Source organism: Clostridium sp. BJN0013 (assembly GCF_040939125.1).
Lineage (GTDB): Bacteria > Bacillota > Clostridia > Clostridiales > Clostridiaceae > Clostridium_B.
Genome location: NZ_CP162495.1, coordinates 2,349,049 through 2,375,494, shown reverse-complemented (window position 1 = coordinate 2,375,494; position 26,446 = coordinate 2,349,049). Strand labels below are relative to the sequence as shown.

Annotated in this window: 27 protein-coding genes; 24 read left to right on the top strand and 3 right to left on the bottom strand. The window is 29.6% G+C overall.

Annotated elements, in window-relative coordinates:
* The first annotated feature begins 415 nt into the window (after positions 1-415).
* The 20 genes from AB3K27_RS12085 (at position 416) to AB3K27_RS11990 (ending at position 17,355) form a co-directional block, all read left to right on the top strand.
* Positions 416-1,633 carry an acetate/propionate family kinase gene (locus AB3K27_RS12085; RefSeq protein WP_368487678.1) on the top strand — a complete coding sequence of 406 codons (1,218 nt, stop codon included), beginning with the start codon at positions 416-418 and terminating at the stop codon, positions 1,631-1,633.
* Between the two features lie 293 nt (positions 1,634-1,926).
* Complete coding sequence (locus tag AB3K27_RS12080; RefSeq protein ID WP_368487677.1) at positions 1,927-2,430, top strand: DUF177 domain-containing protein; 504 nt, start codon at positions 1,927-1,929, stop codon at positions 2,428-2,430.
* 13 nt (positions 2,431-2,443) lie between these two features.
* Positions 2,444-2,626, top strand: a complete 183-nt coding sequence (rpmF, locus tag AB3K27_RS12075) for a 50S ribosomal protein L32 (protein WP_012101782.1) — start codon at positions 2,444-2,446, stop codon at positions 2,624-2,626.
* A 217-nt stretch (positions 2,627-2,843) separates the two neighbouring features.
* Positions 2,844-3,851: a phosphate acyltransferase PlsX gene (gene plsX / locus AB3K27_RS12070; RefSeq protein WP_368487676.1), complete on the top strand. Its 1,008-nt coding sequence runs from the start codon at positions 2,844-2,846 to the stop codon at positions 3,849-3,851.
* A 141-nt stretch (positions 3,852-3,992) separates the two neighbouring features.
* Positions 3,993-4,226, top strand: a complete 234-nt coding sequence (acpP, locus tag AB3K27_RS12065) for an acyl carrier protein (RefSeq protein WP_368487675.1) — start codon at positions 3,993-3,995, stop codon at positions 4,224-4,226.
* A 145-nt stretch (positions 4,227-4,371) separates the two neighbouring features.
* Positions 4,372-5,109: a ribonuclease III gene (gene rnc, locus AB3K27_RS12060; RefSeq protein WP_368487674.1), complete on the top strand. Its 738-nt coding sequence runs from the start codon at positions 4,372-4,374 to the stop codon at positions 5,107-5,109.
* Positions 5,099-6,172 carry an elongator complex protein 3 gene (locus AB3K27_RS12055; protein ID WP_368487673.1) on the top strand — a complete coding sequence of 358 codons (1,074 nt, stop codon included), beginning with the start codon at positions 5,099-5,101 and terminating at the stop codon, positions 6,170-6,172. Before rnc ends, AB3K27_RS12055 begins: the two co-directional genes overlap by 11 nt.
* Before the next feature lie 15 nt (positions 6,173-6,187).
* The gene (locus AB3K27_RS12050; protein ID WP_368487672.1) at positions 6,188-6,280 is read left to right on the top strand and encodes a DUF4044 domain-containing protein; all 93 of its coding nucleotides are present in this window, start codon (positions 6,188-6,190) and stop codon (positions 6,278-6,280) included.
* A 21-nt stretch (positions 6,281-6,301) separates the two neighbouring features.
* Positions 6,302-9,853: a chromosome segregation protein SMC gene (gene smc, locus AB3K27_RS12045; RefSeq protein WP_368487671.1), complete on the top strand. Its 3,552-nt coding sequence runs from the start codon at positions 6,302-6,304 to the stop codon at positions 9,851-9,853.
* A 23-nt stretch (positions 9,854-9,876) separates the two neighbouring features.
* The gene (gene ftsY / locus AB3K27_RS12040) at positions 9,877-10,788 is read left to right on the top strand and encodes a signal recognition particle-docking protein FtsY (protein WP_368487670.1); all 912 of its coding nucleotides are present in this window, start codon (positions 9,877-9,879) and stop codon (positions 10,786-10,788) included.
* Between the two features lie 93 nt (positions 10,789-10,881).
* On the top strand, positions 10,882-11,217 hold the full coding sequence (locus tag AB3K27_RS12035; protein WP_368487669.1) for a putative DNA-binding protein: 336 nt from the start codon (positions 10,882-10,884) through the stop codon (positions 11,215-11,217).
* Positions 11,218-11,233: 16 nt separating this feature from the next.
* On the top strand, positions 11,234-12,583 hold the full coding sequence (gene ffh / locus AB3K27_RS12030) for a signal recognition particle protein (protein WP_368487668.1): 1,350 nt from the start codon (positions 11,234-11,236) through the stop codon (positions 12,581-12,583).
* A 92-nt stretch (positions 12,584-12,675) separates the two neighbouring features.
* A complete protein-coding gene (rpsP, locus tag AB3K27_RS12025; RefSeq protein WP_368487667.1) occupies positions 12,676-12,933 on the top strand; it encodes a 30S ribosomal protein S16 in 258 nt (85 codons plus the stop codon).
* Between the two features lie 19 nt (positions 12,934-12,952).
* A complete protein-coding gene (locus tag AB3K27_RS12020; RefSeq protein ID WP_261671555.1) occupies positions 12,953-13,180 on the top strand; it encodes a KH domain-containing protein in 228 nt (75 codons plus the stop codon).
* A 131-nt stretch (positions 13,181-13,311) separates the two neighbouring features.
* Positions 13,312-13,800: a ribosome maturation factor RimM gene (gene rimM / locus AB3K27_RS12015; protein ID WP_368487666.1), complete on the top strand. Its 489-nt coding sequence runs from the start codon at positions 13,312-13,314 to the stop codon at positions 13,798-13,800.
* Complete coding sequence (gene trmD, locus AB3K27_RS12010; protein WP_368487665.1) at positions 13,791-14,525, top strand: tRNA (guanosine(37)-N1)-methyltransferase TrmD; 735 nt, start codon at positions 13,791-13,793, stop codon at positions 14,523-14,525. The genes rimM and trmD overlap by 10 nt, the downstream gene beginning before the upstream one ends.
* A 161-nt stretch (positions 14,526-14,686) precedes the next feature.
* Positions 14,687-15,034, top strand: a complete 348-nt coding sequence (gene rplS, locus AB3K27_RS12005; RefSeq protein WP_368487664.1) for a 50S ribosomal protein L19 — start codon at positions 14,687-14,689, stop codon at positions 15,032-15,034.
* A 51-nt stretch (positions 15,035-15,085) separates the two neighbouring features.
* Entirely contained in the window at positions 15,086-15,610 is a 525-nt protein-coding gene (lepB, locus tag AB3K27_RS12000) for a signal peptidase I (protein WP_368487663.1), read from the top strand.
* Positions 15,611-15,624: 14 nt separating this feature from the next.
* Entirely contained in the window at positions 15,625-16,467 is an 843-nt protein-coding gene (gene ylqF / locus AB3K27_RS11995; RefSeq protein WP_368487662.1) for a ribosome biogenesis GTPase YlqF, read from the top strand.
* Between the two features lie 21 nt (positions 16,468-16,488).
* Positions 16,489-17,355, top strand: coding sequence for a ribonuclease HII (locus AB3K27_RS11990; RefSeq protein ID WP_368487661.1), 867 nt, complete (start codon positions 16,489-16,491; stop codon positions 17,353-17,355).
* Positions 17,356-17,371: 16 nt separating this feature from the next.
* On the opposite strand, the gene AB3K27_RS11985 is transcribed toward AB3K27_RS11990, so the two are convergent.
* From AB3K27_RS11985 to AB3K27_RS11975, 3 genes are all read right to left on the bottom strand, one after another.
* Positions 17,372-17,740, bottom strand: a complete 369-nt coding sequence (locus AB3K27_RS11985; protein WP_368491227.1) for a YraN family protein — start codon at positions 17,738-17,740, stop codon at positions 17,372-17,374.
* A gap of 421 nt (positions 17,741-18,161) precedes the next feature.
* Positions 18,162-19,679 (bottom strand): YifB family Mg chelatase-like AAA ATPase, encoded by a 1,518-nt coding sequence (locus AB3K27_RS11980; protein WP_368487660.1) that lies wholly within the window; start codon positions 19,677-19,679, stop codon positions 18,162-18,164.
* A 69-nt stretch (positions 19,680-19,748) separates the two neighbouring features.
* The gene (locus AB3K27_RS11975; RefSeq protein WP_368487659.1) at positions 19,749-20,567 is read right to left on the bottom strand and encodes a TIM barrel protein; all 819 of its coding nucleotides are present in this window, start codon (positions 20,565-20,567) and stop codon (positions 19,749-19,751) included.
* A 328-nt stretch (positions 20,568-20,895) separates the two neighbouring features.
* Here AB3K27_RS11975 and dprA point away from each other — a divergent pair, with 328 nt between their 5' ends.
* The 4 genes from dprA (at position 20,896) to rpsB (ending at position 26,340) form a co-directional block, all read left to right on the top strand.
* Complete coding sequence (gene dprA / locus AB3K27_RS11970) at positions 20,896-21,996, top strand: DNA-processing protein DprA (RefSeq protein WP_368487658.1); 1,101 nt, start codon at positions 20,896-20,898, stop codon at positions 21,994-21,996.
* Between the two features lie 264 nt (positions 21,997-22,260).
* Positions 22,261-24,354: a type I DNA topoisomerase gene (topA, locus tag AB3K27_RS11965; RefSeq protein ID WP_368487657.1), complete on the top strand. Its 2,094-nt coding sequence runs from the start codon at positions 22,261-22,263 to the stop codon at positions 24,352-24,354.
* A gap of 338 nt (positions 24,355-24,692) precedes the next feature.
* Entirely contained in the window at positions 24,693-25,469 is a 777-nt protein-coding gene (codY, locus tag AB3K27_RS11960; RefSeq protein ID WP_368487656.1) for a GTP-sensing pleiotropic transcriptional regulator CodY, read from the top strand.
* Positions 25,470-25,635: 166 nt separating this feature from the next.
* Positions 25,636-26,340, top strand: coding sequence for a 30S ribosomal protein S2 (rpsB, locus tag AB3K27_RS11955; RefSeq protein ID WP_368487655.1), 705 nt, complete (start codon positions 25,636-25,638; stop codon positions 26,338-26,340).
* Positions 26,341-26,446: the final 106 nt, after the last annotated feature.

Genomic DNA, 26,446 nt, shown 5'->3' with positions numbered 1-26,446 from the left:
ACTAATAATTTTGGTGAATTTAAAAAACATAGCAAAAACTTAAGAGTATATACGTAAGTTAATGATTTTATAATAATAAATGTTATAGACTTTATATTTAGATAAAGTGAATTAAAAATATTATGAGTTTCTTTAATAAATAAAATTTTATTTTAATATTAGTGTATGACTGGTAAATAAATATTATTAATAATATTTATTTACTAATATAAAAATGTTTGTTTTAACTATATTTTACAGAGGTATTATGGTATAAAATTTTGAATAAACTTGAGTTTTTAAACAAGCATTATTTAGAATATTTTTAATGAGATTTAAAAGTATATTAAAACACTAATTATTAAATAACTATAAACTTAATATAGGGTTATTATAACAAAACATAAAGATTAATTTTATTAGGAGGAAAATGTATATGAAAATATTGGTAGTAAATTGTGGAAGCTCATCTTTAAAGTATCAGCTAATAAACATGGAAGATGAAAAAGTTTTGGCTAAGGGGCTTGTGGAAAGGATAGGAATAGATGGCTCCATGTTAACTCACAAAGTTAATGGTAAAAAACATGTGGTAACCGAACCTATAAAAGATCATAAAGTAGCTGTTAAATTAGTGCTGGAGGCTCTTGTAGATAAAGAACATGGTGTAATAAAGGATATGTCTGAAATATCTGCTGTAGGACATAGAGTTGTTCATGGAGGTGAACAATATTCAGATGCAGTTATTATAGATGACAAAGTTATGGAATCTTTAAAGGAGTGCAGTAAATTGGCACCGTTGCATAATCCGCCAAATATAATAGGAATAAATGCTTGCAAGGCATTAATGCCTAAGGCCCCTATGGTGGCAGTATTTGATACGGCTTTTCATCATACCATGCCCAAATATGCATATATTTATCCATTGCCTTATGAACTATATGAAAGATATGGAATTAGAAAATATGGATTTCATGGAACTTCTCACAGATTTGTATCAGAGGAAGCAGCTAGGCTTATGGGAAAAGATATATCTGAACTTAAGATAATAACTTGTCACTTAGGAAATGGAGCTAGTATTTGTGCTGTGGATAGAGGAAAGTCAATAGATACAAATATGGGATTTACTCCACTTGCAGGTTTAGCCATGGGAACTAGGTGTGGCGATATAGATCCAGCTATAATACCATTTCTAATAAACGAAATAGGTATGTCCATAGATGAAATAAGCAATATAATGAACAATGAGTCCGGTATACTTGGAATGTCGGGGATAAGCAGTGATTTTAGAGATGTAGAGGAAATTGCAAGCTTTAAACACGATAGAAGAGCACAGCTTGCATTAGACGTATTTTATTACAGGGTAAAATCTTTTATAGGTTCTTATGTAGCTGTTTTAGATGGAGTGGATGCCATAGTATTTACAGCAGGTGTAGGAGAAAATTCATCTATTGGTAGAACTGCAATATGTTCAGGGCTTACCTATCTTGGAATTACCATAGATGAAGAGAAGAACAATATAAGAGGAAAGGCCACAGAAATAACTACTGCAGATTCAAAAACAAAAGTATTTGTAATTCCTACTAATGAAGAGCTTGTAATAGCTAGAGATACAAAATCCTTAGTTGAGAAGAAAATCTCACCAAAATCCAAATAATAGGTTTTTAAGGCAATCTAGTGATTCAGGGGTTCGGATGGAGTTTGTTCATGAGGAATTCTTTTCTCCATCTGAACCTTGGAAGAACTTATAAAAATGTGTGTAGCAATACTTATCTTCCACTTTGAAGAAAATTGCAGTTAATGGCAGCGTTCAAATAAAACAAGTTAATGAAGATATTAACAGGGTAAATCTTAGTTTATTCTGTTATTATCTAATATTAGAATAATAACTTGACTTTTTAAGGTTACCTTTATATAATTAGTTGTGGCTAATGTATAGAGGTGAGTATTGTGGAACTAAATATATCAGAATTATTGAAAGAAAAAAAAGCTGAAAAAAAACTCAATCTTATAATACAAGAAAATGGGCTTTATGATGGTATAGAATATATTGAATTATTACAGCCCATAAGTTTTGTTGGGATTTTAAGTAAAGTAGAAAATGATTTTACATTAAAGGGAGAAATCCAAGGAATATTAGAGCTTAGCTGCTCAAGGTGTATTGAAAAATTCCCCTATGAATTGAATATTACAATTGTTGAAAAACTTACAAATGTTTACAAAGAAGATGAAGATGATGAAATCATATTTATAGAGGATAATGTTATAGATATTACACAAATAATACAAAATAACATTATATTGAGTTTACCAATAAAAAAGCTTTGCAAACAGAATTGTAAAGGGTTATGTCAACAGTGCGGCACTAATTTAAATAAGTTCAAATGCCAATGTAAAAGCCATGATATTGATCCAAGATTAGCAAAGCTAGAGGATATGTTCTTCACTGATTAAGGAGGTGTTTACTGTGGGAAATCCAGCCAGAAAATTCTCAAGAGCAAGAAGGGACTCAAGAAGAGCACAAACTTTTAAGTTAAGTGCGCCACAACTAGTAGAGTGCCCTCAGTGTCATGAAATGAAGCTTGCCCATAGAGTGTGCAAGATTTGCGGATATTATAAAGGTAAAGAAGTTGTTTTAACTGAAAATTAGTAAAACTGCTAATAAATCTTACATAAGAATCCCATCCTGTTGTTTTATTTTATTTATAATTTACTGTGATAAAACAATTTGATGGGCTTTTTATAATTTAACATGTTCCAAGTAAAATTATCTTATGGTATAATGTTAATATTTAATTTTAGTTCCAAATAATATCTGAAAATTAAATTATTTATACTACTAACATTTAAGGATGTGAAATAAAATTATGATAATTGCTGTGGATGGCATGGGAGGAGACTTTGCACCTTATGCAGTAGTAGAAGGTGTAGTTGAGGCAGTTAAAGAACGGGATATAAATATAATTATAACGGGAAAAAAAGAACTTATTGAAGCAGAATTAAAAAAATATGAATATGAAAAAGAAAAAATACGCATTTTAGATACTAGAGAAGTTGTAACTACTTTAGAACCTCCAGTAATGGCAGTAAGGAGAAAAAAAGATTCTAGTTTAGTCAAGGCTCTTCAACTTGTGAAAGAGGGAAAGGCAGATGCAGCTATATCTGCAGGAAGTACCGGGGCTCTTATGGCTGGTGCAACTTTGATTATAGGAAGAATTAAAGGAATAGAAAGAGTAGCACTGGCGCCTATGATACCAGGTAAAAATGGAGCTTTTATGATTATAGATACAGGAGCTAATGTGGATTGTAAGCCCCATTATCTTTTACAGTTTTCGCTTATGGGAAAAATATATTTTGAAAATGTACTTAAAATAAAAGAACCTTCCATAGGCCTGATAAATATAGGAGCAGAAGAAGAAAAAGGCAATGAATTGACCAAAAACACCTATAAACTTTTGAAAGATATGGATTTTAATTTTGTGGGTAATGTAGAACCTAGAGAGGCTACAAATGGAGATGTAAATATATTAGTTTGTGATGGATTTGTAGGGAACACAATTTTAAAAACCTATGAAGGAGTATCTTTAAATTTAATTCATATGGTGAAAGAGGAAATTATGAAGTCAACTACAAGTAAGCTGGCAGGCATTTTTTTAAAGCCTGTTTTTAAAAAGATAAAAAGTAAGTTAGACTATTCAGAATATGGAGGATCTGCTTTTTTAGGTTGTAGAGGAATATGTGTAAAAGCACACGGGAATTCTAATGGGAAGGCTTTTAAAAATGCAATAAAGCAAGCAGTAATATGTTATGATAATAAAGTTATAGATAAAATAAAATTTGAAATAGAAAAAATATATGATAGGGAAAAAGAGTAGTATTATAGCAAGAATAATTATAAATATAATAAAATATATTGTAATAAATAATTAGTAGGTTTATTTATTACATAGTTGTTGTTGACGGTATATAAGTTATATAATATTATTTATGTATAAAAATTTTTTGGAGGTAAAATTATGATTTTTGAAAAGATACAGAAAATAATATCTGAGCAGCTAGGTATAGATTCAGAGGAGATAAGCTTGGAATCATCTTTTATTGACGATTTAGGTGCAGATTCACTTGATATAGTTGAATTAATAATGGCTGTAGAAACAGAGTTTGATTTAGAAATACCAGATGAAGAAGCGGAAAAGGTGAAAGTAGTAGGAGATGTGGTTGATTACATAAAAGCTCATACTGAAGAATAACATCAGAAGATAGGTCCCGTTTCATACGGGACTTTAAATTTAGATTTTTTAAAATAAAAGTAAATTTATTCTTGAATTTGTTTATTAAATTCAATATTTGGATTTCTAACAAACTGAAGAATATATTTCAAGGGAGAAATATAAAATGGAGAAAAAAATAAATTTTTTGGAAGAATTAGAAAAAGCATTAAATATATCCATTAATGATAAAGAGTTAATAAATACAGCATTAACCCATAGTTCCTATGCTAATGGAAAAAAAGGAGTAAAATTCAATGAAAGGATGGAGTTTTTAGGAGATTCTGTATTGCAGCTTTGTATATCTGAATATTTGTTTTTAATATATAAGAATAAGTCAGAAGGAGAGCTTACTAAAAAAAGGGCATTAATAGTCTGTGAAAATTCTCTACATGAAGTAGCTAAAAAATGGAATATTGGTAAATATATAAAGATGAGTAAAGGAGAAGAAATTACAGGGGGACGGGAGAGAATTTCAATATTAGCAAATTGTGTTGAAGCTATTATTGCGGCTATTTATATAGATTCTGGGTATGAAAAAACAAAACGATTTATAATAGACAATTTTAAAGATATTATAGAAAAAGCTATAAAAAATGAAATAGTATTGGACTATAAGACTAATCTTCAGGAAATTGTGCAGCAAAATGGAGATATACATATACAGTATATACTTATAAAGTATGAAGGTCCTCCCCATAGACGAAAATTTTATACCAAGGTATGTGTAGATAATAATATACTGGGAAGCGGTGTAGGATATACTAAAAAAGAATCTGAACAGAATGCAGCCCACAATGCCTTGAAGAAATTGAAGATTGAACATGGATGTGATAAAAAGGAGATAGATATAGATGGAAAATAAGCACTATATAATACCTATATTTGTTTCTCATGAAGGATGTCCTCATAATTGTATTTTTTGTGATCAAACTATAATTACTGGAAATAAACAAGAGGTTGATGTGAATTTTGTAAGAAGAACTATAGAGAATCATTTAAAAACTATAAAAAGAAGTACTTCTAAAGTGGAGGTATCTTTTTTTGGAGGAACTTTTACTGCTATACCCATAGATAAGCAGAGGGAGTTATTAAAGGTAGCTAAAGAATATAAAGATAAGAGAGATATAGATTATATTCGTCTGTCTACAAGACCAGATTATATTGATAGCTGTATACTTGACAATTTAAAGGAGTATTCTGTGGATATAATAGAACTTGGCATACAATCTTTAGATAGGGAAGTACTTTTTAAGTCAGGAAGAGGACATTCTAAAGAAGATGTAAAACGTGCATCTTATCTTATAAAAAAATACGGATTTGTACTGGGACATCAAATTATGGTAGGATTACCTTGTGATACTTTTGAAAAGGATATAGAAACAGTAAAGAATTCAATAAGTATGAAGCCAGATATATACAGGATATACCCGGCTTTAGTAATAAAGGGAACTGTCATGGAAGATATGTATAAAAGGAAGCAATATAAACCATATGAACTTTCTGAAGCAGTAGATATATGTAAGATTCTATATTGTATTTTAAGGGCTAATAAAATAAAGGTAATAAGGATTGGGCTTCAGCCTACAGAAAATATAAATTTAGGCAAAGATGTTATAGCAGGTCCTTTTCACCCCGCCTTTAGAGAACTGGTGGAAGGTAGAATTTATAATCACATCATAGAAGAAAATATACCTTTATCTTATAAAGGAGAAATAACTATTGGAATAAATAACAGAGACCTTTCCAAACTTTATGCAAATAAAAAAGAATATTTTAATCATATGAAGGAAAAATTTATTCATTGTTCTATAAAAGTGGTACAAGATTTTTTAATGAACAGGGAGACTTTGAATATAATTGGGGGAAATTTTAACGAGTACATAGAGCTGGATGACTATATAATAAATAATTATAAAAATTTTTAAAAGGAGATAAGTATCATGAAGAAAAATACTAGGGATAAGATGTTAAAAGTAATAATAGTTTTAGTGGTATTTATGTTTGTAGTTGGATTGCTTCCAATACTTTTTTAATAGATAAGAGGTGACTTGTCTATGTTTTTGAAAACTATTGAGATGAAAGGATTTAAGTCTTTTGCTGATAAGACAGAGCTAATATTTACAGGAGGAATTACAGCTATAGTAGGGCCAAATGGAAGTGGAAAGAGTAATATTTCAGATGCAGTTAGATGGGTATTGGGAGAACAGAGTGTAAAAACTTTAAGGGGAGGCAAGATGGAAGATGTTATTTTTGCAGGTACACAATTTAGAAAACCACTAGGTTTATGTCAGGTTTCCCTTACTCTGGATAATGAAGATAAAAAGCTTTCTCTTGATTATTCTAATATAACTGTTTCTAGAAGGCTTTATAGGTCTGGAGAAAGTGAATATTATATAAATAATGTGCAGTGCAGGCTAAAGAATATACATGAACTTTTTATGGATACAGGTATAGGAAAAGAGGGGTATTCCATAATAGGCCAGGGAAGGATAGATGCCCTGCTGAGTGGTAAACAGGAGGATAGAAGACTTCTTTTAGAAGAGGCTGCAGGTATCGTTAAATTCAGATGGAGAAGATCAGAGGCAGAGAAAAAGCTGGAAAATACTGAAGTGAATTTAATAAGGATAGAAGATATCCTGCAGACTTATGAAGAGAGATTAAAGCCCCTTGAACTGGAAAATAAAAAAGCTGATGAATTTTTAAGGCTATCCGAGGAGCTAAAGGATAAGGAAATAACAATATTAATATATTCCTTGAAAAAAATACAGCATAGAATAGACAAAATGGAAAGCTCTATAGAGCAGATAACTAATAGTAATAAACAATCAGATTTAGAGCTTATGGGATTAAAGAATAACATAAATGAATACAATTTAAAAATGGAAAATATTATAGCTGAAATTGCTGACTGTAAAAAAGATTATTATAATAGGAGAGAGTTAATTCATCAGAGAGAGAATAAAATAAAACTTTTAAAACAAAAAATAGAGGATTTAGAAAGTAATATAAAAAGAAATCATTTAGAATTAAAACAGATGGAAAATGATAAAATTAAAAAATCTGAGGAAATAACTTTACAAAATCATAATATTTTAAAATTAAAAAATCAAGAGAAAGAAATTAATGTTAGCATATTGGATTATGAAAATAACATAAAAAAAAATGAAGACCATATTTGTGGTAGGGAAAATATATGTAAAAAGTTAAAAGATGATAAAATACAATATTTTAGTAATATTTCAAAGTTAAAGAATAATATTGTTTCAATTAAAAAAGATAGGGAAAATATTATAGAAAAAATTGATAAATTAAAAAATTCTTGTAAAAATTATAGTAAAGTCATTAAAACAAATTCTGAAGAAAAAAATAAATTATTTGGTAAAATTGCTGACATTAAAGAAAATATATCAGTTTACCAAAGTGAAATTGATGAAAATAATAAAGAAAATTTAAAATTAACCAGTATATTTAATGATAAAGAAGATAATTTACAAAAACTAAATGGTATACTTAGTACATTGGAAGCAAATTATACAATGCTTGTAAATTTTCATAAACAGTATGAAGGGTATAATAGAACTGTAAAAGTACTTATGGAAAATATAAAAAATCATAAGTTGGATGTGCCTACACAGAGTTGTTTTTTAGTAGGAGAAGTAATAAGTTTGGAGAAAAAATTTGAAACCTGTATAGAAACTTCTTTGGGGAACAGTATATCCAGTATAATAACTAAAAATGAAATTATAGCTAAAACCATTATAAAATATCTTAAAGATAATAAAATGGGTAGAGCTACTTTTTTACCCATTTCTACAATTAGAGGGAGAAAAATTTTAAATTTACATAAATTTAAAAATATAAAAGGTTTTATTGGAATTGCCAGTGAATTAGTAAGTTACAGTCAGGAATTTAAAGATATTTTAGAATATATATTGGGGAGAACAATAATATGTGAAAATATAGATAATGCTTTTGAAATAGCTAGATTGGGAGAATACAGGTTTAAAATAGTTACTTTATCTGGTGATGTGGTAAATTCAGGAGGGGCTATTACAGGAGGGAGCTTTCAAAAGAGAAGTAATAGTATTATAGGCAGAAAAAGAGAAATAGAAGAAACCTTAGTTAAAATAAAAAATACAAAAAAAACTCTAGAGGTTTTAAGTGAAGATATAAAGAAACTTAAAGCTGATAGACAGAAAATTTACCAGCAAAATGAAGATTTGAAGGAAAAAATATATTTAGAGAATATAGAGTTAACTAAATTACAGCAGCAAAGTGATACTATAGATAGGGAAACTAAAAAATTGATAGAAAGTAGAGAAATAGCTAATAGAGGAATCAAGGCACTTTATAAAAATAAAGAAATTAACTTAAATAAATTACAGGAAGAAGAAAAAAAATTAAAAGATTATTCCCAGGAGGAAATTAAAAATGATGACTATATTTTAAAAGTAGAAGAAGGATTAAAAGACAGTAGAGAGTATATTGCAAATTTAAAAGAAAGTCTTATGAATTTAAAAGTTAAAAGAGCTCAGATTAGTGAAAATATTTTAAGTATAGAAAGAGAGTTATTAAGGTTAAATGAAGAAATAAAAACTATAGAGGCTAAAAATGAGCCTATAAATGAAGAAATTAAAATTTCCAAGGCACTTATACATAAGAATGAACTTGAAATACATGCAAATGAAAAAGAATCAAAAGATTTTAAGCAACATGTGGAAGAAATGCAAAAAAACATAGAAAAAAGCGATGTAAAAATTATTGAATTAAAACAGAAGATAAGTGATAGCAATGATAAAATAGATAGTTTAACACTTATAATAAATAAAAGAGAGGCCTCCTTTCATAAAACGCAGCTTGAACTTACAAGGTTAAATTCTCAAAAAGAGAATATATATTTAAAATTAAAACAAGATATGAATATTACTCGTGATGAAACCGTGGAGTACGATGGACAAATAGAAAATTTAGAAGAATATAAGAGTAAAATAGTACATTTAAAAAACAGTATTTCTAAACTTGGGGTGGTGAATTTAAGTGCAATAGAAGAGTATAAAAATTTGCAGGAAAAGGTAACTTTTTTAAATTTTCAAAGAGAAGACCTAATAAAATCAAAAGGGGAATTAAAAAAAGTAATAGATGCAATGACAGAAAAAATGAAAGGAGTGTTTAAAGAAAATTTTATTAAGTTAAGAAGAAATTTTAATGACACTTTTAGAGAATTATTTAAAGGGGGAAGTGCAGATTTGATACTTACCAAAGGAGATGAACTTACTGGAAACATAGATATAACAGTACAACCTCCCGGTAAAAAACTACAAAATATAAATCTTATGTCTGGTGGAGAGAAGGGATTATCTGCCATAGCTCTTTTATTTGCTATGCTCAAAATTAAGCCTACTCCTTTTTGCATATTGGATGAGATAGAGGCCTCATTAGATGATGCCAATGTATTACGGTATGCAGAATTTCTTAGGAAGTTTTCTAGAGATACTCAATTTATTGTAATAACTCACAGGAAAGGAACTATGGAGGTAAGTGACATCTTATATGGAGTTACTATGGAAGAAAAAGGAGTTTCAAAAATAATTTCTCTAAAATTATAGTATAAGGAAAGGACAGATATATTATGTTTAAAGGATTTTTTGATAAATTAAAAAGTGGACTTGAAAAAACTAAAAATAATTTAACGGAAAAGATAACTGATCTTTTAAGTAAGGCAGTTAACATAGACGAAGAACTTTATGAGGAATTAGAAGAAATACTTATAACCTGTGATATAGGAGTGGAAACTACATTATACATTATAGAAAATTTAAAGAAAAAAATAAAAGAAGAAAAGATAAAGGAGCCATCTCTTTTAAGTAATTGTTTAAAAGAAGTGATACTGGATATATTGGGAAATGAAGAAAATAGTATAAGACCTAGGAATACTCCGGAAATAATTCTCGTAATAGGTGTAAATGGGGTGGGAAAGACTACTTCCATAGGGAAGATGTGTTATAGATTAAAGGATGAGGGATATAAGGTGATTATGGCTGCAGCAGATACTTTCAGGGCAGCAGCAATAGAACAACTGGAAATATGGAGTAAAAGGGCAGGAGTAGATATAATAAAACATCAGGCAGGTTCGGATCCTGCTGCAGTTATTTTTGATGCTATTCAGGCATCAAAAGCAAGAAAGGCAGATGTTTTAGTTTGTGATACAGCTGGCAGATTACATAACAAGAAAAATTTAATGGAAGAACTTGCAAAAATAAATAGGGTAATAGATAGAGAATATAAAGAAGCGTATAGGCAAACTTTTCTTGTACTGGATGCTACAACAGGACAAAATGCAGTGCAGCAGGCTAAGCAGTTTATGGAAGTTTGCCCTGTAGATGGTATAATACTTACTAAATTAGATGGAACTGCTAAAGGAGGCATAGTTATATCCATAAAGCATATGTTAAATATACCAGTAAAATTAATAGGAGTGGGAGAAGGTATATATGATTTGCAGGAATTTAAAAGTAGAGAATTTGTAGAGGCACTGTTTTAGGTGTTAAGTAAAAATACTTGACATACTTTAAAAATTTTGATATTATAAGACTCGTTAAGAAATTTTAAATTATCTTTAAATTGAGAGGGTATTATGGAAGAGAGAGTACAGCTGTCCATATTACTTGATATATATGGGAGGCTCTTAACAGAAAAACAGAGAAATGTTATGGATCTTTATTATAATCAAGATCTGTCCCTGGCAGAAATAGCTGAACATACTAGTACCAGCAGGCAGGCAGTGCATGATATTATAAAAAGATGTCATATGCTTTTATTGCAATATGAGGATAAATTGAATTTGATGAGAGAGAAAAAAAATATAGAAGAGAGTAAGAAATGTATTATTGACTTTATAGATTCACTGTACTCTGATAAAAATGCTGAAGTGTTAGATAAAATAAAGAATTATATAATAAATAATATTTGAGTTTAGGAGGATTAGCATGGCTTTTGAAGGATTAGCATCTAAGCTTCAGGAAACTTTAAAAAAGCTTAGAGGTAAAGGTAAACTTTCTGAAAAAGATATAAAAGATGCTATGAGGGAAGTAAAACTAGCACTTTTAGAGGCAGATGTTAACTATAAAGTAGTAAGGAATTTTGTTAAAAGTGTTAGTGAAAAATGTTTAGGGGAAGAGGTGTTAAAGAGCCTTACTCCTGCACAGCAAGTTATAAAAATAGTAAATGATGAACTTACGTCTTTAATGGGTAATAGTCAAAGTTCTATTGAATATTCTCCTGATGGATTAACTATAATAATGCTAGTAGGACTTCAGGGTTCAGGAAAAACCACTATGTGCGGAAAATTGGCGTTGCAGCTTAGAAAAAAGAATAAAAAACCCCTTCTAGTAGCTTGTGATATATATAGACCTGCAGCAATAAAACAACTACAGGTAGTTGGAAAGCAAATTGATATACCTGTATTCTCCATGGGGGATAAAATAGAGGCTGTAGATATATGTAAAGGTGCAGTAGCTTACGCTAAGAATAACAATTTAAATGTAATTATAATAGATACTGCAGGTAGACTTCAAATAGATGAAGAATTAATGGATGAGCTAAAACAGATTAAAGAAAATATAAATCCACAGGAAATACTTCTGGTAGTGGATTCTATGACTGGGCAGGATGCTGTTAATGTGGCATCTAGTTTTAATGAACAGCTTAATATAAATGGAGTTGTACTTACTAAATTAGATGGAGATACAAGAGGAGGAGCAGCTCTTTCCATAAGAGCCATTACGGGTAAGCCTATAAAATTTATAGGTATGGGAGAGAAAATGAATGATTTTGAAGTATTTTATCCAGATAGAATGGCCTCCAGAATATTAGGTATGGGAGATGTACTTTCACTTATAGAAAAGGCACAACAATCAATTGATGAGGAAGAGGCAAAAAAGTTAGGGGACAGAATGCTGAATAAGGAGTTCAATTTTGAAGACTTTTTAGCTATAATGGATCAAACTAAAAAACTGGGACCTATAAGTAAACTTATAGAGATGTTTCCGGGGATAAATACGAAAGAATTAAAAGGAGTAGATTTTTCCCAGGGAGAAAAGGAAATGGTAAAGGTTGAAGCCATAATTAATTCTATGACCTTAAAAGAAAGAAGAAAACCTTCTATTGTAAGTGGTTCTTCCTCACGAAAAAAAAGAATAGCAATGGGGTCTGGTACTAACATACAGTCAGTAAATAAACTTCTTAAGGATTTTGAAAAGATAAAAAAAGCAATGAAACAATTTAATGGTATGAAAAAGGGATTTAAAAAGGGATTGTTTGGGAAATTTCCTTTTTAAATACAATAAAGGTTCCAAGGAGGAGTATTTGACTGATAATAAACTTCAGCTGAGCCTAACAATTGTTTGATACTATTAAGGAGGTGATATTAATGGCAGTAAAAATAAGATTAAGAAGAATGGGTGCTAAGAAAGCTCCGTTTTATAGAATTGTTGTAGCAGATTCAAGATCCCCAAGGGATGGTAGATTCGTAGAAGAAATAGGATATTATAATCCTACAACTGAGCCTACTACTATTAAGTTTGATGAAGAAAAAGCTGTGAAATGGATAAAAAATGGTGCTCAACCAACAGATATTGTAAAAAAGCTTTTTGATAAGGCAGGACTGAAAGATAAGCTTGGTAAGTAATTAACTGGGGGTGTATTAAATGAAAGAATTAGTGGAAATTATTGCTAAATCGCTAGTGGATAACCCAGATATGGTTCAAGTAAATGAAATTGCAGGTGAGCAATCTATAATTCTTGAATTGAAAGTTGCACCGGAGGATATGGGAAAAGTAATAGGAAAGCAGGGGAGAATAGCAAAGGCTATAAGAACTGTAGTAAAAGCTGCAGCTATAAAGGAAAATAAGAGAGTTGTTGTAGAGATAATATAAGAGTTAGATTATCTAACTCTTATATTAATCTGAAAAATATTTTATAGACTTCTAATATTTAATGAAAAAGGGGTGAAATTGTCCTGTTTTATTTATAAAATATTTTTGACTAATGCAGGACAGTATGTTCTATGAAAGATTTTATAACTGTAGGACAAATAATAAATACTCATGGATTAAAAGGAGAATTGAAAGTATACCCTTTAACTGATGATATTAAGAGATTTAAAGAACTAAAATCTGTATATATAGAAGGTATATTAAAAAATATAACTGGATGTAAATTACAATCAAAAAAGGTCATTCTTAAAATTGGAGGTATAGATTCCATAGAAAAAGCTCTGGAGTATAAGGGCAAATATTTGGAAGTAGCTAGAGAAGATGCAGTTAAATTGGAAGAAGGAAGATATTTTATTGTTGATATAATAGGATGTAGAGTAATAGATGAAAAAGGAGTTTTTTATGGAAAAATATCAGAGGTAATAAATACATACCATAATGATGTTTATTGGATAAAAGGTGATAAGGAACTTTTAATTCCAGCTATAGAGGACATAGTTTTAAAAGTAGATGTGGAAAAACAAGAAATAATTATAAAGCCGGTGGAAACATGGATGTAAAAATAGATATATTGACTCTTTTTCCAGAGATGTTTCAAGTGTTTAACTATAGTATAATTGGAAGGGCCATTGAAAAAAATATTTTAAGTATAAATACTTTTGATATAAGAAATTTTACTGAAAATAAGCATAGGAAAGTAGATGACTATCCCTATGGGGGTGGATCTGGAATGATAATGACTGCCCAGCCTATTGTAGATTGTATAAATAATGTAAAAACTCAAAATAGGGGAAATGTGATATATTTAGGACCTAAAGGTAAGATTTTCAACCAATCTATGGCAGAAAAACTTTCAAAAGAAAGGGAATTAATATTTTTATGCGGACATTATGAAGGAATAGATGAAAGAGTTTATAGGTATATAGACTTAGAAATATCCATTGGAGATTTTGTAGTGACTGGAGGAGAAATGGCTTGTATCCCTGTTGTGGACAGTATATGCAGAATGATACCTGGTGTACTTTCAAGTACTGAAAGTTATACTGAAGAATCTTTTTATAATGGAGTACTTGAATATCCACAATATACAAGACCAGAGTTTTTTAGAGGGGATAGGGTACCGGAAGTTCTCATGTCTGGTCATCATGAAAATATAAGGAAATGGAGAAGGGCAAAGTCACTTATATTAACTAAAAGTAAACGTCCGGATTTATTTGAAAGGATAGAGCTATCCAAAGAAGATAAAGAACTAATAAAATCATATGAAAATGGATATACTGATTAAATAGTTTCTATTATTATTCCAGTTATAAATATAGATTTAAATTATATATTGAAAAAAAAATATGGTTGTGATAAAATTCTTTTTGTGTCATACGGGCGTTCCTCTGTCTATAAATGTTACAAGATAAGAACGTTTAATAATTGTTTAGGAGGTTATGCACAATGTTAGATATAATAAAGCAAATAGAATCAGAATATATAAGAACTGATCTGCCTAATTTTAACATAGGGGATACAGTAAGGGTTCATGTAAAAATTAAAGAGGGAAGTAGACAGAGAATACAGGTTTTTGAAGGTATAGTTTTGAAAAGACAAAATGGTGGCGTAAGGGAAACTTTCACAGTTAGAAGAGTTGCTTATGGTGTAGGTGTTGAAAGAACATTTCCTGTTAATGCTCCTATAATAGAAAAAATACAAGTAGTAAGAAGAGGTAAGGTAAGGAGAGCCAAATTATATTATTTAAGAGATAGAGTAGGTAAAGCGGCTAAAGTAAAAGAAATATTAAAATAAAAGAGGGGCTTTATAAAGTCCCTCTTTTGTATGTTAAGGTGGTGTGGAAGTTTGTTAAAGGAATTGATAGAACTTGGTAAATCAGTAGTGATAGCTATTATAGCTGCATTTTTGATTATAACCTTTGTGTTTGAAACTGTAAGTGTAGATGGGCATTCCATGGATCCTACTTTAAATAATAAGGATCGTCTGATTGTGGAAAAAGTAAGTTATTATTTTAGAGCACCAAAGCCTGGAGATATAGTGGTAATAAAATATCCAGCAAATCCTAAAGAAAAATTCATTAAAAGAGTAATTGGAGTAGGTGGAGACAGGATAAAAATTGAAAATGGTAATCTTTATGTAAATGATGTACTGAAAAAAGAATCTTATATATTAGAACCTATGTTAGGTGATTTTGACGAAGTTACGGTACCGGAAAACACGGTATTTGTAATGGGAGATAATAGAAATAACAGCAGAGACAGTAGATTTTCCGATGTGGGATTTGTAGATTATAAAATGGTAGTGGGAAGAGCAGCCCTTAGAATATATCCTTTTAATAGGATGGGCAGCTTAAGTTCAGTTGTAAATTAGAGGAGAAGAAATATATGGCTATAAATTGGTTTCCTGGACATATGGCTAGGACTAAAAGAGAAATAAAGGAGAGCTTAAAATTAGTAGATGCTGTTATAGAAATAAGGGATGCCAGAATAATAAAAGCTAGTAAAAATCCTGATATAGAGAGTATCTGTGGCAGCAAGCCTAGAATAATACTGTTAAATAAAAGTGATTTAAGTGAAGAAGGTACAACCAAGCAGTGGATAAGTTACCTTTCTGAAGATAATGTGAGGATTTTAGCAGTAAATTGTAATACAGGTCAGGGCCTTAAAGGTATAAGACCTATGTTAAATGAATTATTAGAAGAAAAACATAACAGAATGAAAAAGAAAGGTGTTTCAAAAATAGTTGATAGAGCTATGGTAGTAGGAATACCAAATGTAGGTAAATCCTCCTTTATCAACAAAATGGCAAGAAGTAGCATAGCTAAAACAGGGGATAGACCTGGAGTTACAAAAAGTAGGCAGTGGATTAAGACTAAATTAGGAGTAGAACTTATGGACACACCAGGTATATTGTGGCCTAAACTAGAAAGTGAGGAGACACAATTAAATTTAGCTTTTACTGGGGCTATAAAAGATGAAATTATGGACATAGAAAATTTAGCATTAATGCTTTTGAAGATTCTATGTAGAGATTATCCCAACAGAGTAATAAATAGGTATAAATTGGATGGGTTAAGTGAGGAGCCTCTAGAAAATATGGATAATATAGCGAGAAAAAGGGGAGCTATATTATCTGGGGGGGAGATAAATTATAATAGAGTGTCTATTATGCTTTTAGATGAATTCAGAGGAGGAAAATTGGGGCCTATTTCTTTAGAGAAACCATAATTATTGAAAGGTGTAAGGATAATGTATGAAAGTAGTGAAAATATGAATAAATTTACTAAAGAAATAGAGAGTTCATTGTGGGATAATTTAGAAGAATTTAATTTTGAAAAAATAAAAACAGAAGTTACTAATTTAAAAAAAGAGTATTTTAATTTTAAAGATTATCATATATTTATAAATATCTTACAAAAACTAAAGGCAGATAAGAGAAAAAATGTGAATGGCTTATATTTTAGTCTTTATAAATTTCTTTTAAATCAAAAAAAAGAAATTGAAAGAGTAAAACAAATGTATAATTTTGATAAATATTTTGGAAATTATGTATATGTAGCTGGAACAGATGAAGTAGGAAGAGGGCCTTTAGCAGGTCCTATAGTTGCAGCTGCGGTTATACTAAACTTAGATTATATGGAAGATAAAAAGTTAATTCTAGGTGTAAAAGATTCTAAGAAACTCACTCCAAAGGCTAGACGTGAATTGTCACAGACCATAAAAGAAAAAGCTTTAAGCTATAGTATTGCGGTTATAAATAACAGAGAAATAGATAAGAGAGGAATTTCATGGTGTAATAATGAAGTTTTAAGAAAAGCTGTACTGGGTTTGAAGTTACCTGTAGAGTTGGTTTTATCTGATGGATATGCCGTTAAAAATTTACCTATTCGTAATGAATTTATAATAAAAGGTGATTCAAAAAGTGTAAGTATAGCATCAGCTTCCATTATAGCTAAAGTCTATAGAGATGAACTTATGAGAGAATATTCAAAAGTTTATACTGAATATAATTTTGAAAGTAATTCGGGTTATGGAACCAAGGAACATATTGGTGCCATAAGGAAGTACGGCACCTGTAAAATACATAGACTAAGTTTTTTAAAAAACATAGTTTAAAATAAAGCAGATAAAGTTATATTTGAAAAGCATCTTTAATAAGTTTTATAGATGGAACATCATTATAAGTATTAAATATAATTTCTATTACATCAAATCTAAAATTAAATTTAAATAATTTCTTTCTCATTATATATATATTAGCTGCTTTATAGATTTTGAGACGTTTAGAATAATTTACCGATTCGCAGGGATTTCCATATAATTTTCCATAGCGAGACTTGACTTCTATAAAGCAAATATAATCACCATCTTTTCCTATAATGTCTATTTCACCTACTTTACATCGAAAGTTTCTTTCAAGTACGGTATATCCAATTTGATTCAAATAATTTTTAGCAATATCTTCGCCCAGGGAACCTATATCCTTGTTAAAAGAATGCATAAATTTTCCCCTTTCATTTCCAAACTTTTTTATTATTATATCATTTGTAATAAAAATTTGCATTATTCCCCCATTATTTTTATTCAGTGAATTTTTAATGGGGTAGTCTATTATTTATTCTAATTACACTAGAATTTAAAGTATGTATTAAATTAGGTATGTATATATTTATACAAATTAATAAAAAAAATATAGAAAGTACGCTTCCGATGCTAATAATATCAACATTATTAGTTTTTATTCCAATTAGAAATAATACAATTCCCAGTATTAGTCCTAGTATGACAAATATAAAACACATAAAATCACCCTGCTTTTATAAATATTGTATTAAATAACTTTTATTACGTATATTATACAATTATTGTAAAACAAAATAAAGATTTTTTTAGAAATTTTTATAGGCTACAATAAATTTTACTTATAGAAAATCCTTATCCATAAATTTTCTATAGTATAGGGCTTCTTTTATGTGGAATTCTTTTATTCGATCACAGTTATTTAAGTCAGCTATGGTTCTAGATATTTTTAGTATTTTACTATAAGCTCTAGTAGTTAGGTTATATTTAGTATAAATTTTTTTTATTAATTCCATGGATTTTTTATTAAGTTTACAATATTTTCTTATAAGTGAGCTGTTCATATCTGAATTATAGTATATATTTTCTTTTTTAAATCTTTCTTTTTGGATATCTCGGGCATTTTCTACTCTTTTTTTTATATTTATGGAACTTTCTCCTTTGGAATAATTTTCAATATACTTAAAATCAATGGGATTTACATATGTAAATAGATCTATTCTATCTAAAAAGGGTCTGGATAATTTTGATATGTATCTTTTTCTTTCATGTTCAGTACAAGTACAAGGCCTATTGGAAGAAAAATTTCCGCAGGGGCATAGATTAGTGGCCAAAATAGTCATAAAATTACATGGAAAAGTAACGGTACCAGAAGATCTGGTTATAGTTATTTTTTTATCTTCTAAGGGCTGTCTTAAGGCTTCCAGTACATTTTTTTTAAATTCTAATATTTCATCCAAAAATAGTACTCCATTGTGGGCAAGGGATATTTCACCAGGCATTAGATTTTTTCCTCCACCTACTAGAGAAATAGAAGTACTGGTGTGATGAGGACTTCTAAAAGGAGGATTTGTAAGCAGGCCTTCTTTTTGTGGTAAATTCCCACTTATACTATATATCTTAGTAACTTCTAAAGCCTCCTTATAGCTTAGATCAGGTAATATAGAGGGCATTCTTTTAGCCAACATGGTTTTACCTGAACCAGGGGCACCTGAGATAATTATATTGTGATTTCCAGCAGCAGCAATTTCCAGAGCACGTTTACAGCTTTCCTGTCCTAATATGTCTGAGAAGTCAAGTGAAAATTGTTTTCTAGAATATACTTTTTTGTAATTGTAGGGAAGTAAATCTCTGTGTTTTATAAAGTAGACTACTTCCTTTAAATTTTTAAAGGCATAACAGTTACTTCCCTTTATCGAAGAGCATTCTTCTGCATTATTCATAGGAACTATAAAATTTATTATATTATTTTTTATGCCTTCCATTGTTATTGGAAGCACTCCTCTTATCTTATTCAAGTCCCCACATAGTGAAAGCTCTCCCATTATTAAAAATTTTTGTGAATCATGAAAATCTATTTGATTTGTAGCAATTAGTATTCCGAGAGCTATAGGTAAATCAAATAGGGAACCTACTTTTTTTATGTCTGCAGGAGCTAGATTAACTGTTATTTTTTTTACAGGAAATTCAAATCCTGAATTTATAATAGAAGCTCTTACTCTTTCTTTGGATTCCTTTACTGAAGTATCTGCAAGACCTACTATATTAAAAGATGGAAATCCCCTTTTCACGTCTACTTCAACTGATATAATATTTCCATCTATACCTAAAAAAGAAGCTGTATTTATTTTAATAGCCATTTTATGTTATCACCTCTGGCTAATTCTTGACAATAACTTAGCATTTTAATCTCCTAGATGTAAAAAATATTATAATTTTTCATAGGTATTTTTTAGTATCAAAGCATCCTTTTCCAGCATAGGGCTTTCACAGATTATGCATCCTTTTGCTTTGAATTTTTTTAGACTTCTTAAACATTCTACATAATTGAAATCACTTTCAAGAAAGGGTAGATGATTCCTCTCCCCTTTTTCACTATAACGAATGCCAGATATATGTATATGCATATCATTTAAAGCTTCCTGTCCAAGTCTTTCTTCTACATATTGGAGAATCTTTTTAAAATCGTTATAATTTTTTAATGCACCATTATATCTAGCATGAATATGGGCAAAATCTATGCAAAGTTTACAGGAAGGTACTTCTAGACATAGAGAAACTAATTCTTCTAAACTTCCAAATTGGCTGCCTTTACCGGTGGTTTCCAGACGATAATCTACATTTTCATGGGGAAGTTTAAGTAAATTTTCTTTTATGGTATTATAAGTATCTTCTTTAGAATCTTTTAAATAAAATCCAGGGTGAAATACCAAGCTTCTTCCTTGAATTTTAGATAGTGCAGAAGCACCTTTTATAATTCTTTCTAGCGATTTCAGTTGTTTTTCTTCCTCATCTGCATTTAAATTTATGAAATATGACCCGTGAGCTGAGAGATAAAAATTATGCTCTATTTTTTTATTTAATATGGAATCTTTATTTTTATCCGTTACATTTATAGAACGAACAAAAGGCAGTTCCATGGCATCAAGGCCCAAGGAAGCCAGATAATCTATGGCAGAGGAATAATTGAACTTAGTGTTGCCATCTCCAAGAGGAAGTCCTGATATTCCAAATAATAATTTATTCATATTTAATCTCCTCAATCAAGTGATTTTTAGGTTCAGTTGGAGTTTTCTTATGAGAAATGCTTATCTCCAGCTGAACCTTAAAAGAACTTATCCAGGCGTGTAGACCTGCTTATCTCCCACTTTGAAGAAGATGAGAGTATTAGCTAATTGCCGCCTTCGGATAAAATCTATTGTTTACTAGATAATATAACATATATAAACTTCATATGTAAACTTGAGTTAAATGTTTTAAAATATATTGTGAGCCATATTTTATTATTTAGGAATAAAATATTTAAATTGTGAGCATAATTTTTACATGATTATACATAGAGGATGTGAATAATATATGAATATATATGATCTGTGGTTTGCCTCTGTAAAAATATCTAATAAAATGAAAATTGATATTGTAAAGAGATTTTCTAATATGCAGGAAATATATGAAGAAAATATTTGTAATGATAGTTATATATATTCTGTTAAAAAATATGACAAAATATATATGGAGCTAAAAAATGCGTGGAATAGAGAGAAATTACGAGCTCTAATGGAATATTGTTTTAAAGAAGGCATTAAAACTATAAATTTTTATGAAGAAGACTACCCTGAAAGGTTAAAAAATTATAATGATTCTCCACCAGTTTTATTTTATAAGGGAAATATTAAAAATTTAAATAGTAATTTAAATGTTGCACTGGTAGGTGCTAGAGATTGTAGTTTTTATGGAGAAAATATAGCTTCATTAATAAGCAAAGAAGTTTCTATAAATAATATCAATGTAATAAGTGGCATGGCAAGAGGAATTGACAGTTATGCTCATAGAGCTTCCATAGAAAATAGAGGATATACCTGTGGGGTGCTTGGCTCGGGAATAGATGTAATATACCCTGTAAAAAATAAGAAATTATATGAAGATATTTTACAAGAGGGATGTATATTATCTCAATTTATTCCAAGAACAAAACCCTATGCTTATAATTTCCCATTAAGAAATAGAATTATAAGTGGACTTAGTGATGTTGTAATTATTGTGGAGGCAGGAGAGAAAAGTGGAGCTTTAATAACGGCTAGTTGTGCATTGGAGCAAGGTAAGGATGTTATGGCAGTACCAGGGTCTATATTTTCCTCTAAAAGTAAGGGAACAAATAAACTCATAAGAGATGGGGCTCATGTATTTACATGTTTACAGGATTTATTTCAATTATTATCCCTGCAATATGTGAATAAAGATTGTATAAAAGAGGATATATTAAATGATAAAGAGGAAAAAATACTTAAAATTATAGGACAAATTCCTAAACATATAGATGAAATATGTAGAATTACTAATGTTGACATAAAACAATTATATGAGTTATTATTTGAATTGCAGTTAAAAAATAAAATAATATGTCTTTCTGGTAATTACTATGTAAAAATTGAAAGTAGCAAAAGTATTATGGATTAAGGTATATTTATTTAAATGAAGAATAATATTTAGTTAATTAAAGAGACTATAAAATGATTCAGAGGTTTAGGTGGAGTCTGATTGTAAGGAATATTTTTTTCATATAAACCTTAGAATCACCTATCCAGTGGCATAGCAGTGCTCATCCCACATTTTGAAGAAGCTGGGGTGTTAACTAACTTGCCGTCTTTGGATAAATATTAATGGGTAAAATAAGGGGGTGCAGTACTCTGGATTAGATTTTTACAATAACCAGAGCATAAAATGGGACAAAAATTAGTTATAGTTGAATCACCGGCAAAAGCTAAGACAATAAGAAAGTATTTAGGTAAAAATTATGTAGTAGAAGCTTCAATGGGCCATGTTAGAGATCTTCCCAAAAGTCAATTTGGGGTTGATATAGATAATGGGTATAACCCTAAATATATAACTATAAGAGGAAAAGGGGAAATTTTAGATAAACTTAGAAAACAAGCCAAAAAAAGTGAAAAAATATATTTAGCTACAGACCCTGATAGAGAGGGAGAGGCTATTTCATGGCACTTATCTCATGTTCTGAAGTTGGATGAAAATGAAAAGTGTAGAATAGAATTTCATGAAATTACTAAAAATGCTGTAAAAAATTCTATAAAATCTGCCAGAGCAATAAATATAAATCTAGTCAATGCACAGCAGGCAAGAAGAATACTGGATAGGCTAGTGGGATATAAAATAAGTCCAATACTCTGGAGAAAAGTTAAATGGGGATTAAGTGCAGGTAGAGTACAATCTGTGGCACTTAACATGATATGTGAGAGAGAAAAGAAAATACTAAGTTTTGTACCTGAAGAATATTGGACTATAGAATGTATGCTTCATAAGAAAAATGAAACCAAATGTTTTAATGTAAGACTCACCACTTTAAATAAAAAAAAGATTGAAATTTCTAATAAAGATGAAGTGGATAAGATTATTAAGGAACTGGAAAGTGGGGATTTTATTGTAAAATCCATTAAAAATACTTGTAAAAATAAAAATCCTCTCCCTCCATTTATTACAAGTACTCTTCAGCAGGATGCATATAAAAAATTAAATTTTTCAACTAAAAGAACTATGTCCATAGCCCAACAGCTCTATGAAGGAGTGGATATAAAAGGCCATGGTACTGTAGGACTTATAACTTATATGAGAACTGATTCTGTAAGAATTTCTAAAGAAGCTCAACAAGTCTGTAGAGATTTTATAGTGAATCAATTTGGAAAAGAATATGTTGAATCCAAGCCTAGGGATTTTAAAAGTAAGAAAAATATACAAGATGCCCATGAAGCCATAAGACCTACTAATGTAGAGATAACACCAGATAAAGCTAAATCGGACTTAAAACCAGAGCAGTATAAGGTATACAAATTGATATGGGATAGATTTGTGGCCAGCCAAATGGCTTCTGCAAAAATTGATGTTACATCTATAGATATAGTTAATAATAATTATGGATTAAAAGTTGGAGGTTCTAAGATAAAATTTTGTGGTTTTATGAAAGTATATCGGTATATAACAGAGGAAGAAAAATTAGATATAGTCCTACCCAAACTAGAGGAAGGAGAACTTCTCTTAAAAAAATCCATAGATGGAAAACAACATTTTACACAGCCACCAGCTAGATTTTCAGAAGCATCCTTGGTAAAAACTCTTGAAGAAAATGGTATAGGGAGGCCTAGTACCTATGCTCCTATTTTATCTACTCTTTTAGATAGAAAATATATACAAAGGGAAAAGAAAACTTTAATTCCAACAGAACTAGGGAATATAGTAAATAATATAGTTAGTGAATACTTTAAACAGGTAGTAGATGTGGAATTTACTGCTGAAATAGAATCTAAGCTAGATAGCATTGAGGAGGGAAAGGATAACTGGACTGAAGTAGTAGGAAAATTTTATGAACCTTTGAAAAAAGCTATTGAAATAGCAGAAAAAGAAGTTGCCAGAATTACCATAGAAGATAAGGTTACGGATATAAAGTGTGATAAGTGTGGAAGAAATATGGTAATAAAACATGGAAGATTTGGAGATTTCTTAGCATGTCCAGGTTACCCGGAATGTAAAAATACAAAACCTATAGTAGAAGAACTGGATGTTAAGTGTCCTAAATGCGGAGGAAAAATTTTAGTAAAAAAGAGCAGAAAAGGTAGAAAATTTTATGGATGTAGTTCTTATCCAGACTGCGATTTTGTAAGCTGGCTGGAACCTACAAATGAGCAATGTCCTCTATGTCACAGTTATATGGTTAAAAAGTATAGTAAATCAAAAGGAAATTACTTAGAATGTTCTAATTCAGAATGCAAACATAAAGAATACAAGGAGTTAGAAGATAATAAATAATATATTTTATTTTTAAATTTTTCTCAATAATATATAAATAAGAATCATGTAAAAGCCTTGGCATATGTTTAAATAGTTTCTAGGATTTTTAAATTTCTAATCGGTATATGTCAATAATCATAGTTGAATTATGATAATTATTATGTTATCATAATTAATGGATAAAACATAATTCTAAATATTTTAAAAAGTCAAAATTATTAGCACTATGGATTAAAAATTTCTTTTTATCAGCATTGGCAAAGGATACCATTTTTTAAATATTTTTAAGTAGGGTTTTATTGATTAAGTGTTTAATGTGTATTAAATAAATTCTAGTGGCAATAAGGAGGATATAAATGTCAACATTATTAGATAAAACAAGAAAACTCAATAAGATATTACAAAAGTCAGGAGTAGAACCGGTAGTTTTTGATGATATATGTAAAATATTGAGTGAAGTTTTAGGCTGTAATGTCTATATTATAAGCAGAAAAGGAAAAGTGTTGGGATATAATTTTCCAGATGGTTTTGAATGTAGTACAGTAAAAGATAACATAATAGGTGAAATGAGATTTCCAGAACAGTACAATAATAAATTGTTGAATTCTCATGAAACTCTTGCAAACTTATCAAATCATGGAATTTGTGTTTTTGAAGATGGAACTCCTTGTGATTTGGATGATAAAATTACAACTATAGTTCCTATAATAGGAAATAGAGAAAGATTAGGTACTTTATTATTGGCAAGTTTTGGAGAAAAGTTTACAGATGAAGATCTAGTATTGGGAGAATATAGTGCAACTATAGTAGGTCTTGAAATATTAAAGTCTAAAAATGATGAAATTGAAGAAGAAGCTAGAAAAAAAGCTGTAGTTCAATTGGCAATTGGAACTTTATCTTATTCTGAATTAGAAGCTGTGGAACATATATTTAATGAATTAGATGGAAAAGAAGGATTGCTTGTGGCATCCAAAATAGCCGATAAGGTTGGAATAACAAGATCCGTAATAGTTAATGCACTTAGAAAATTTGAAAGTGCAGGAGTAATAGAATCCAGATCCCTTGGAATGAAGGGAACTCATATTAAAATATTAAATGATAAATTGATGGATGAATTAAAAAAGATAAAATAATTTTATTGTGGTTAAATATTGTAATTTTTATTGAATAGATGTATGCCATATGGTATACTACATAAGGTATTAAAATACACACATTATCTAATTTATAAGTAGGTGCCGTATTAGGTTGATTTATAAATATGAAGATAATGGAGGAAAAACCTAGGAGGGAAATATAATGTCAATTATTTCAATGAAACAATTATTAGAATCAGGTGTTCATTTTGGTCATCAAACTAGAAGATGGAACCCTAAAATGGCTTCATACATTTTTACTGAAAGAAATGGGATCTATATAATAGACTTACAAAAGACAGTAAAAAAAATTGAAGAAGCTTATGAATTTGTAAAGAAAATTGCATCTGAAGGGAAAGACATATTATTTATAGGTACTAAGAAGCAGGCACAGGAAGCAATTAGAGAAGAGGCAAAGAGAAGCAATATGCATTATGTAAACAATAGATGGCTTGGAGGTATGCTTACTAATTTTCTAACCATAAAGAATAGAATTAGAAAATTGGAAGAATTAGAAAAAATGGAAGATAATGGAACATTCGAGATTCTTTCAAAAAAAGAAGTTATAAAATTAAGAAATGAAAAACAAAAATTAGAGAGAAATTTAGGTGGAATCAAAGCTATGAATGCAGAAAATGTAGGTGCACTGTTCGTAGTTGATCCGAGAAAAGAAAAAAATGCTATTTCAGAAGCTAAAATTTTGGGTATACCAGTAGTTGCTATAGTAGATACAAATTGTGATCCAGATGAAGTGGATTATGTTATACCTGGCAATGATGATGCAATAAGGGCAGTAAAATTAATTACATCTAAAGTAGCAGATGCAGTAATTGAAGGAAGACAAGGAGAACAATTAGCTGAGGAATAGTTAACTTATAGAAGCATTTATATATTAGGGTCAAATACAAGTTAGGAGAGGAGTTGAAAAACCGTTATTGGTAATTTTTATAATTACTAGGTAGGGTGTTATGCAT

Bases quoted from the DNA above. Each gene is read 5' to 3' on its own strand.
- AB3K27_RS12085 (WP_368487678.1), top strand. From the start codon at position 416: ATGAAAATATTGGTAGTAAATTGTGGAAGCTCATCTTTAAAGTATCAG.
- plsX (WP_368487676.1), top strand. From the start codon at position 2,844: ATGATAATTGCTGTGGATGGCATGGGAGGAGACTTTGCACCTTATGCA.
- acpP (WP_368487675.1), top strand. From the start codon at position 3,993: ATGATTTTTGAAAAGATACAGAAAATAATATCTGAGCAGCTAGGTATA.
- rnc (WP_368487674.1), top strand. From the start codon at position 4,372: ATGGAGAAAAAAATAAATTTTTTGGAAGAATTAGAAAAAGCATTAAAT.
- AB3K27_RS12055 (WP_368487673.1), top strand. From the start codon at position 5,099: ATGGAAAATAAGCACTATATAATACCTATATTTGTTTCTCATGAAGGA.
- AB3K27_RS12050 (WP_368487672.1), top strand. From the start codon at position 6,188: ATGAAGAAAAATACTAGGGATAAGATGTTAAAAGTAATAATAGTTTTA.
- smc (WP_368487671.1), top strand. From the start codon at position 6,302: ATGTTTTTGAAAACTATTGAGATGAAAGGATTTAAGTCTTTTGCTGAT.
- ftsY (WP_368487670.1), top strand. From the start codon at position 9,877: ATGTTTAAAGGATTTTTTGATAAATTAAAAAGTGGACTTGAAAAAACT.
- AB3K27_RS12035 (WP_368487669.1), top strand. From the start codon at position 10,882: ATGGAAGAGAGAGTACAGCTGTCCATATTACTTGATATATATGGGAGG.
- ffh (WP_368487668.1), top strand. From the start codon at position 11,234: ATGGCTTTTGAAGGATTAGCATCTAAGCTTCAGGAAACTTTAAAAAAG.
- rpsP (WP_368487667.1), top strand. From the start codon at position 12,676: ATGGCAGTAAAAATAAGATTAAGAAGAATGGGTGCTAAGAAAGCTCCG.
- AB3K27_RS12020 (WP_261671555.1), top strand. From the start codon at position 12,953: ATGAAAGAATTAGTGGAAATTATTGCTAAATCGCTAGTGGATAACCCA.
- rimM (WP_368487666.1), top strand. From the start codon at position 13,312: ATGAAAGATTTTATAACTGTAGGACAAATAATAAATACTCATGGATTA.
- trmD (WP_368487665.1), top strand. From the start codon at position 13,791: ATGGATGTAAAAATAGATATATTGACTCTTTTTCCAGAGATGTTTCAA.
- rplS (WP_368487664.1), top strand. From the start codon at position 14,687: ATGTTAGATATAATAAAGCAAATAGAATCAGAATATATAAGAACTGAT.
- ylqF (WP_368487662.1), top strand. From the start codon at position 15,625: ATGGCTATAAATTGGTTTCCTGGACATATGGCTAGGACTAAAAGAGAA.
- AB3K27_RS11990 (WP_368487661.1), top strand. From the start codon at position 16,489: ATGTATGAAAGTAGTGAAAATATGAATAAATTTACTAAAGAAATAGAG.
- AB3K27_RS11985 (WP_368491227.1), bottom strand. From the start codon at position 17,740: ATGCATTCTTTTAACAAGGATATAGGTTCCCTGGGCGAAGATATTGCT.
- AB3K27_RS11980 (WP_368487660.1), bottom strand. From the start codon at position 19,679: ATGGCTATTAAAATAAATACAGCTTCTTTTTTAGGTATAGATGGAAAT.
- AB3K27_RS11975 (WP_368487659.1), bottom strand. From the start codon at position 20,567: ATGAATAAATTATTATTTGGAATATCAGGACTTCCTCTTGGAGATGGC.
- dprA (WP_368487658.1), top strand. From the start codon at position 20,896: ATGAATATATATGATCTGTGGTTTGCCTCTGTAAAAATATCTAATAAA.
- topA (WP_368487657.1), top strand. From the start codon at position 22,261: ATGGGACAAAAATTAGTTATAGTTGAATCACCGGCAAAAGCTAAGACA.
- codY (WP_368487656.1), top strand. From the start codon at position 24,693: ATGTCAACATTATTAGATAAAACAAGAAAACTCAATAAGATATTACAA.
- rpsB (WP_368487655.1), top strand. From the start codon at position 25,636: ATGTCAATTATTTCAATGAAACAATTATTAGAATCAGGTGTTCATTTT.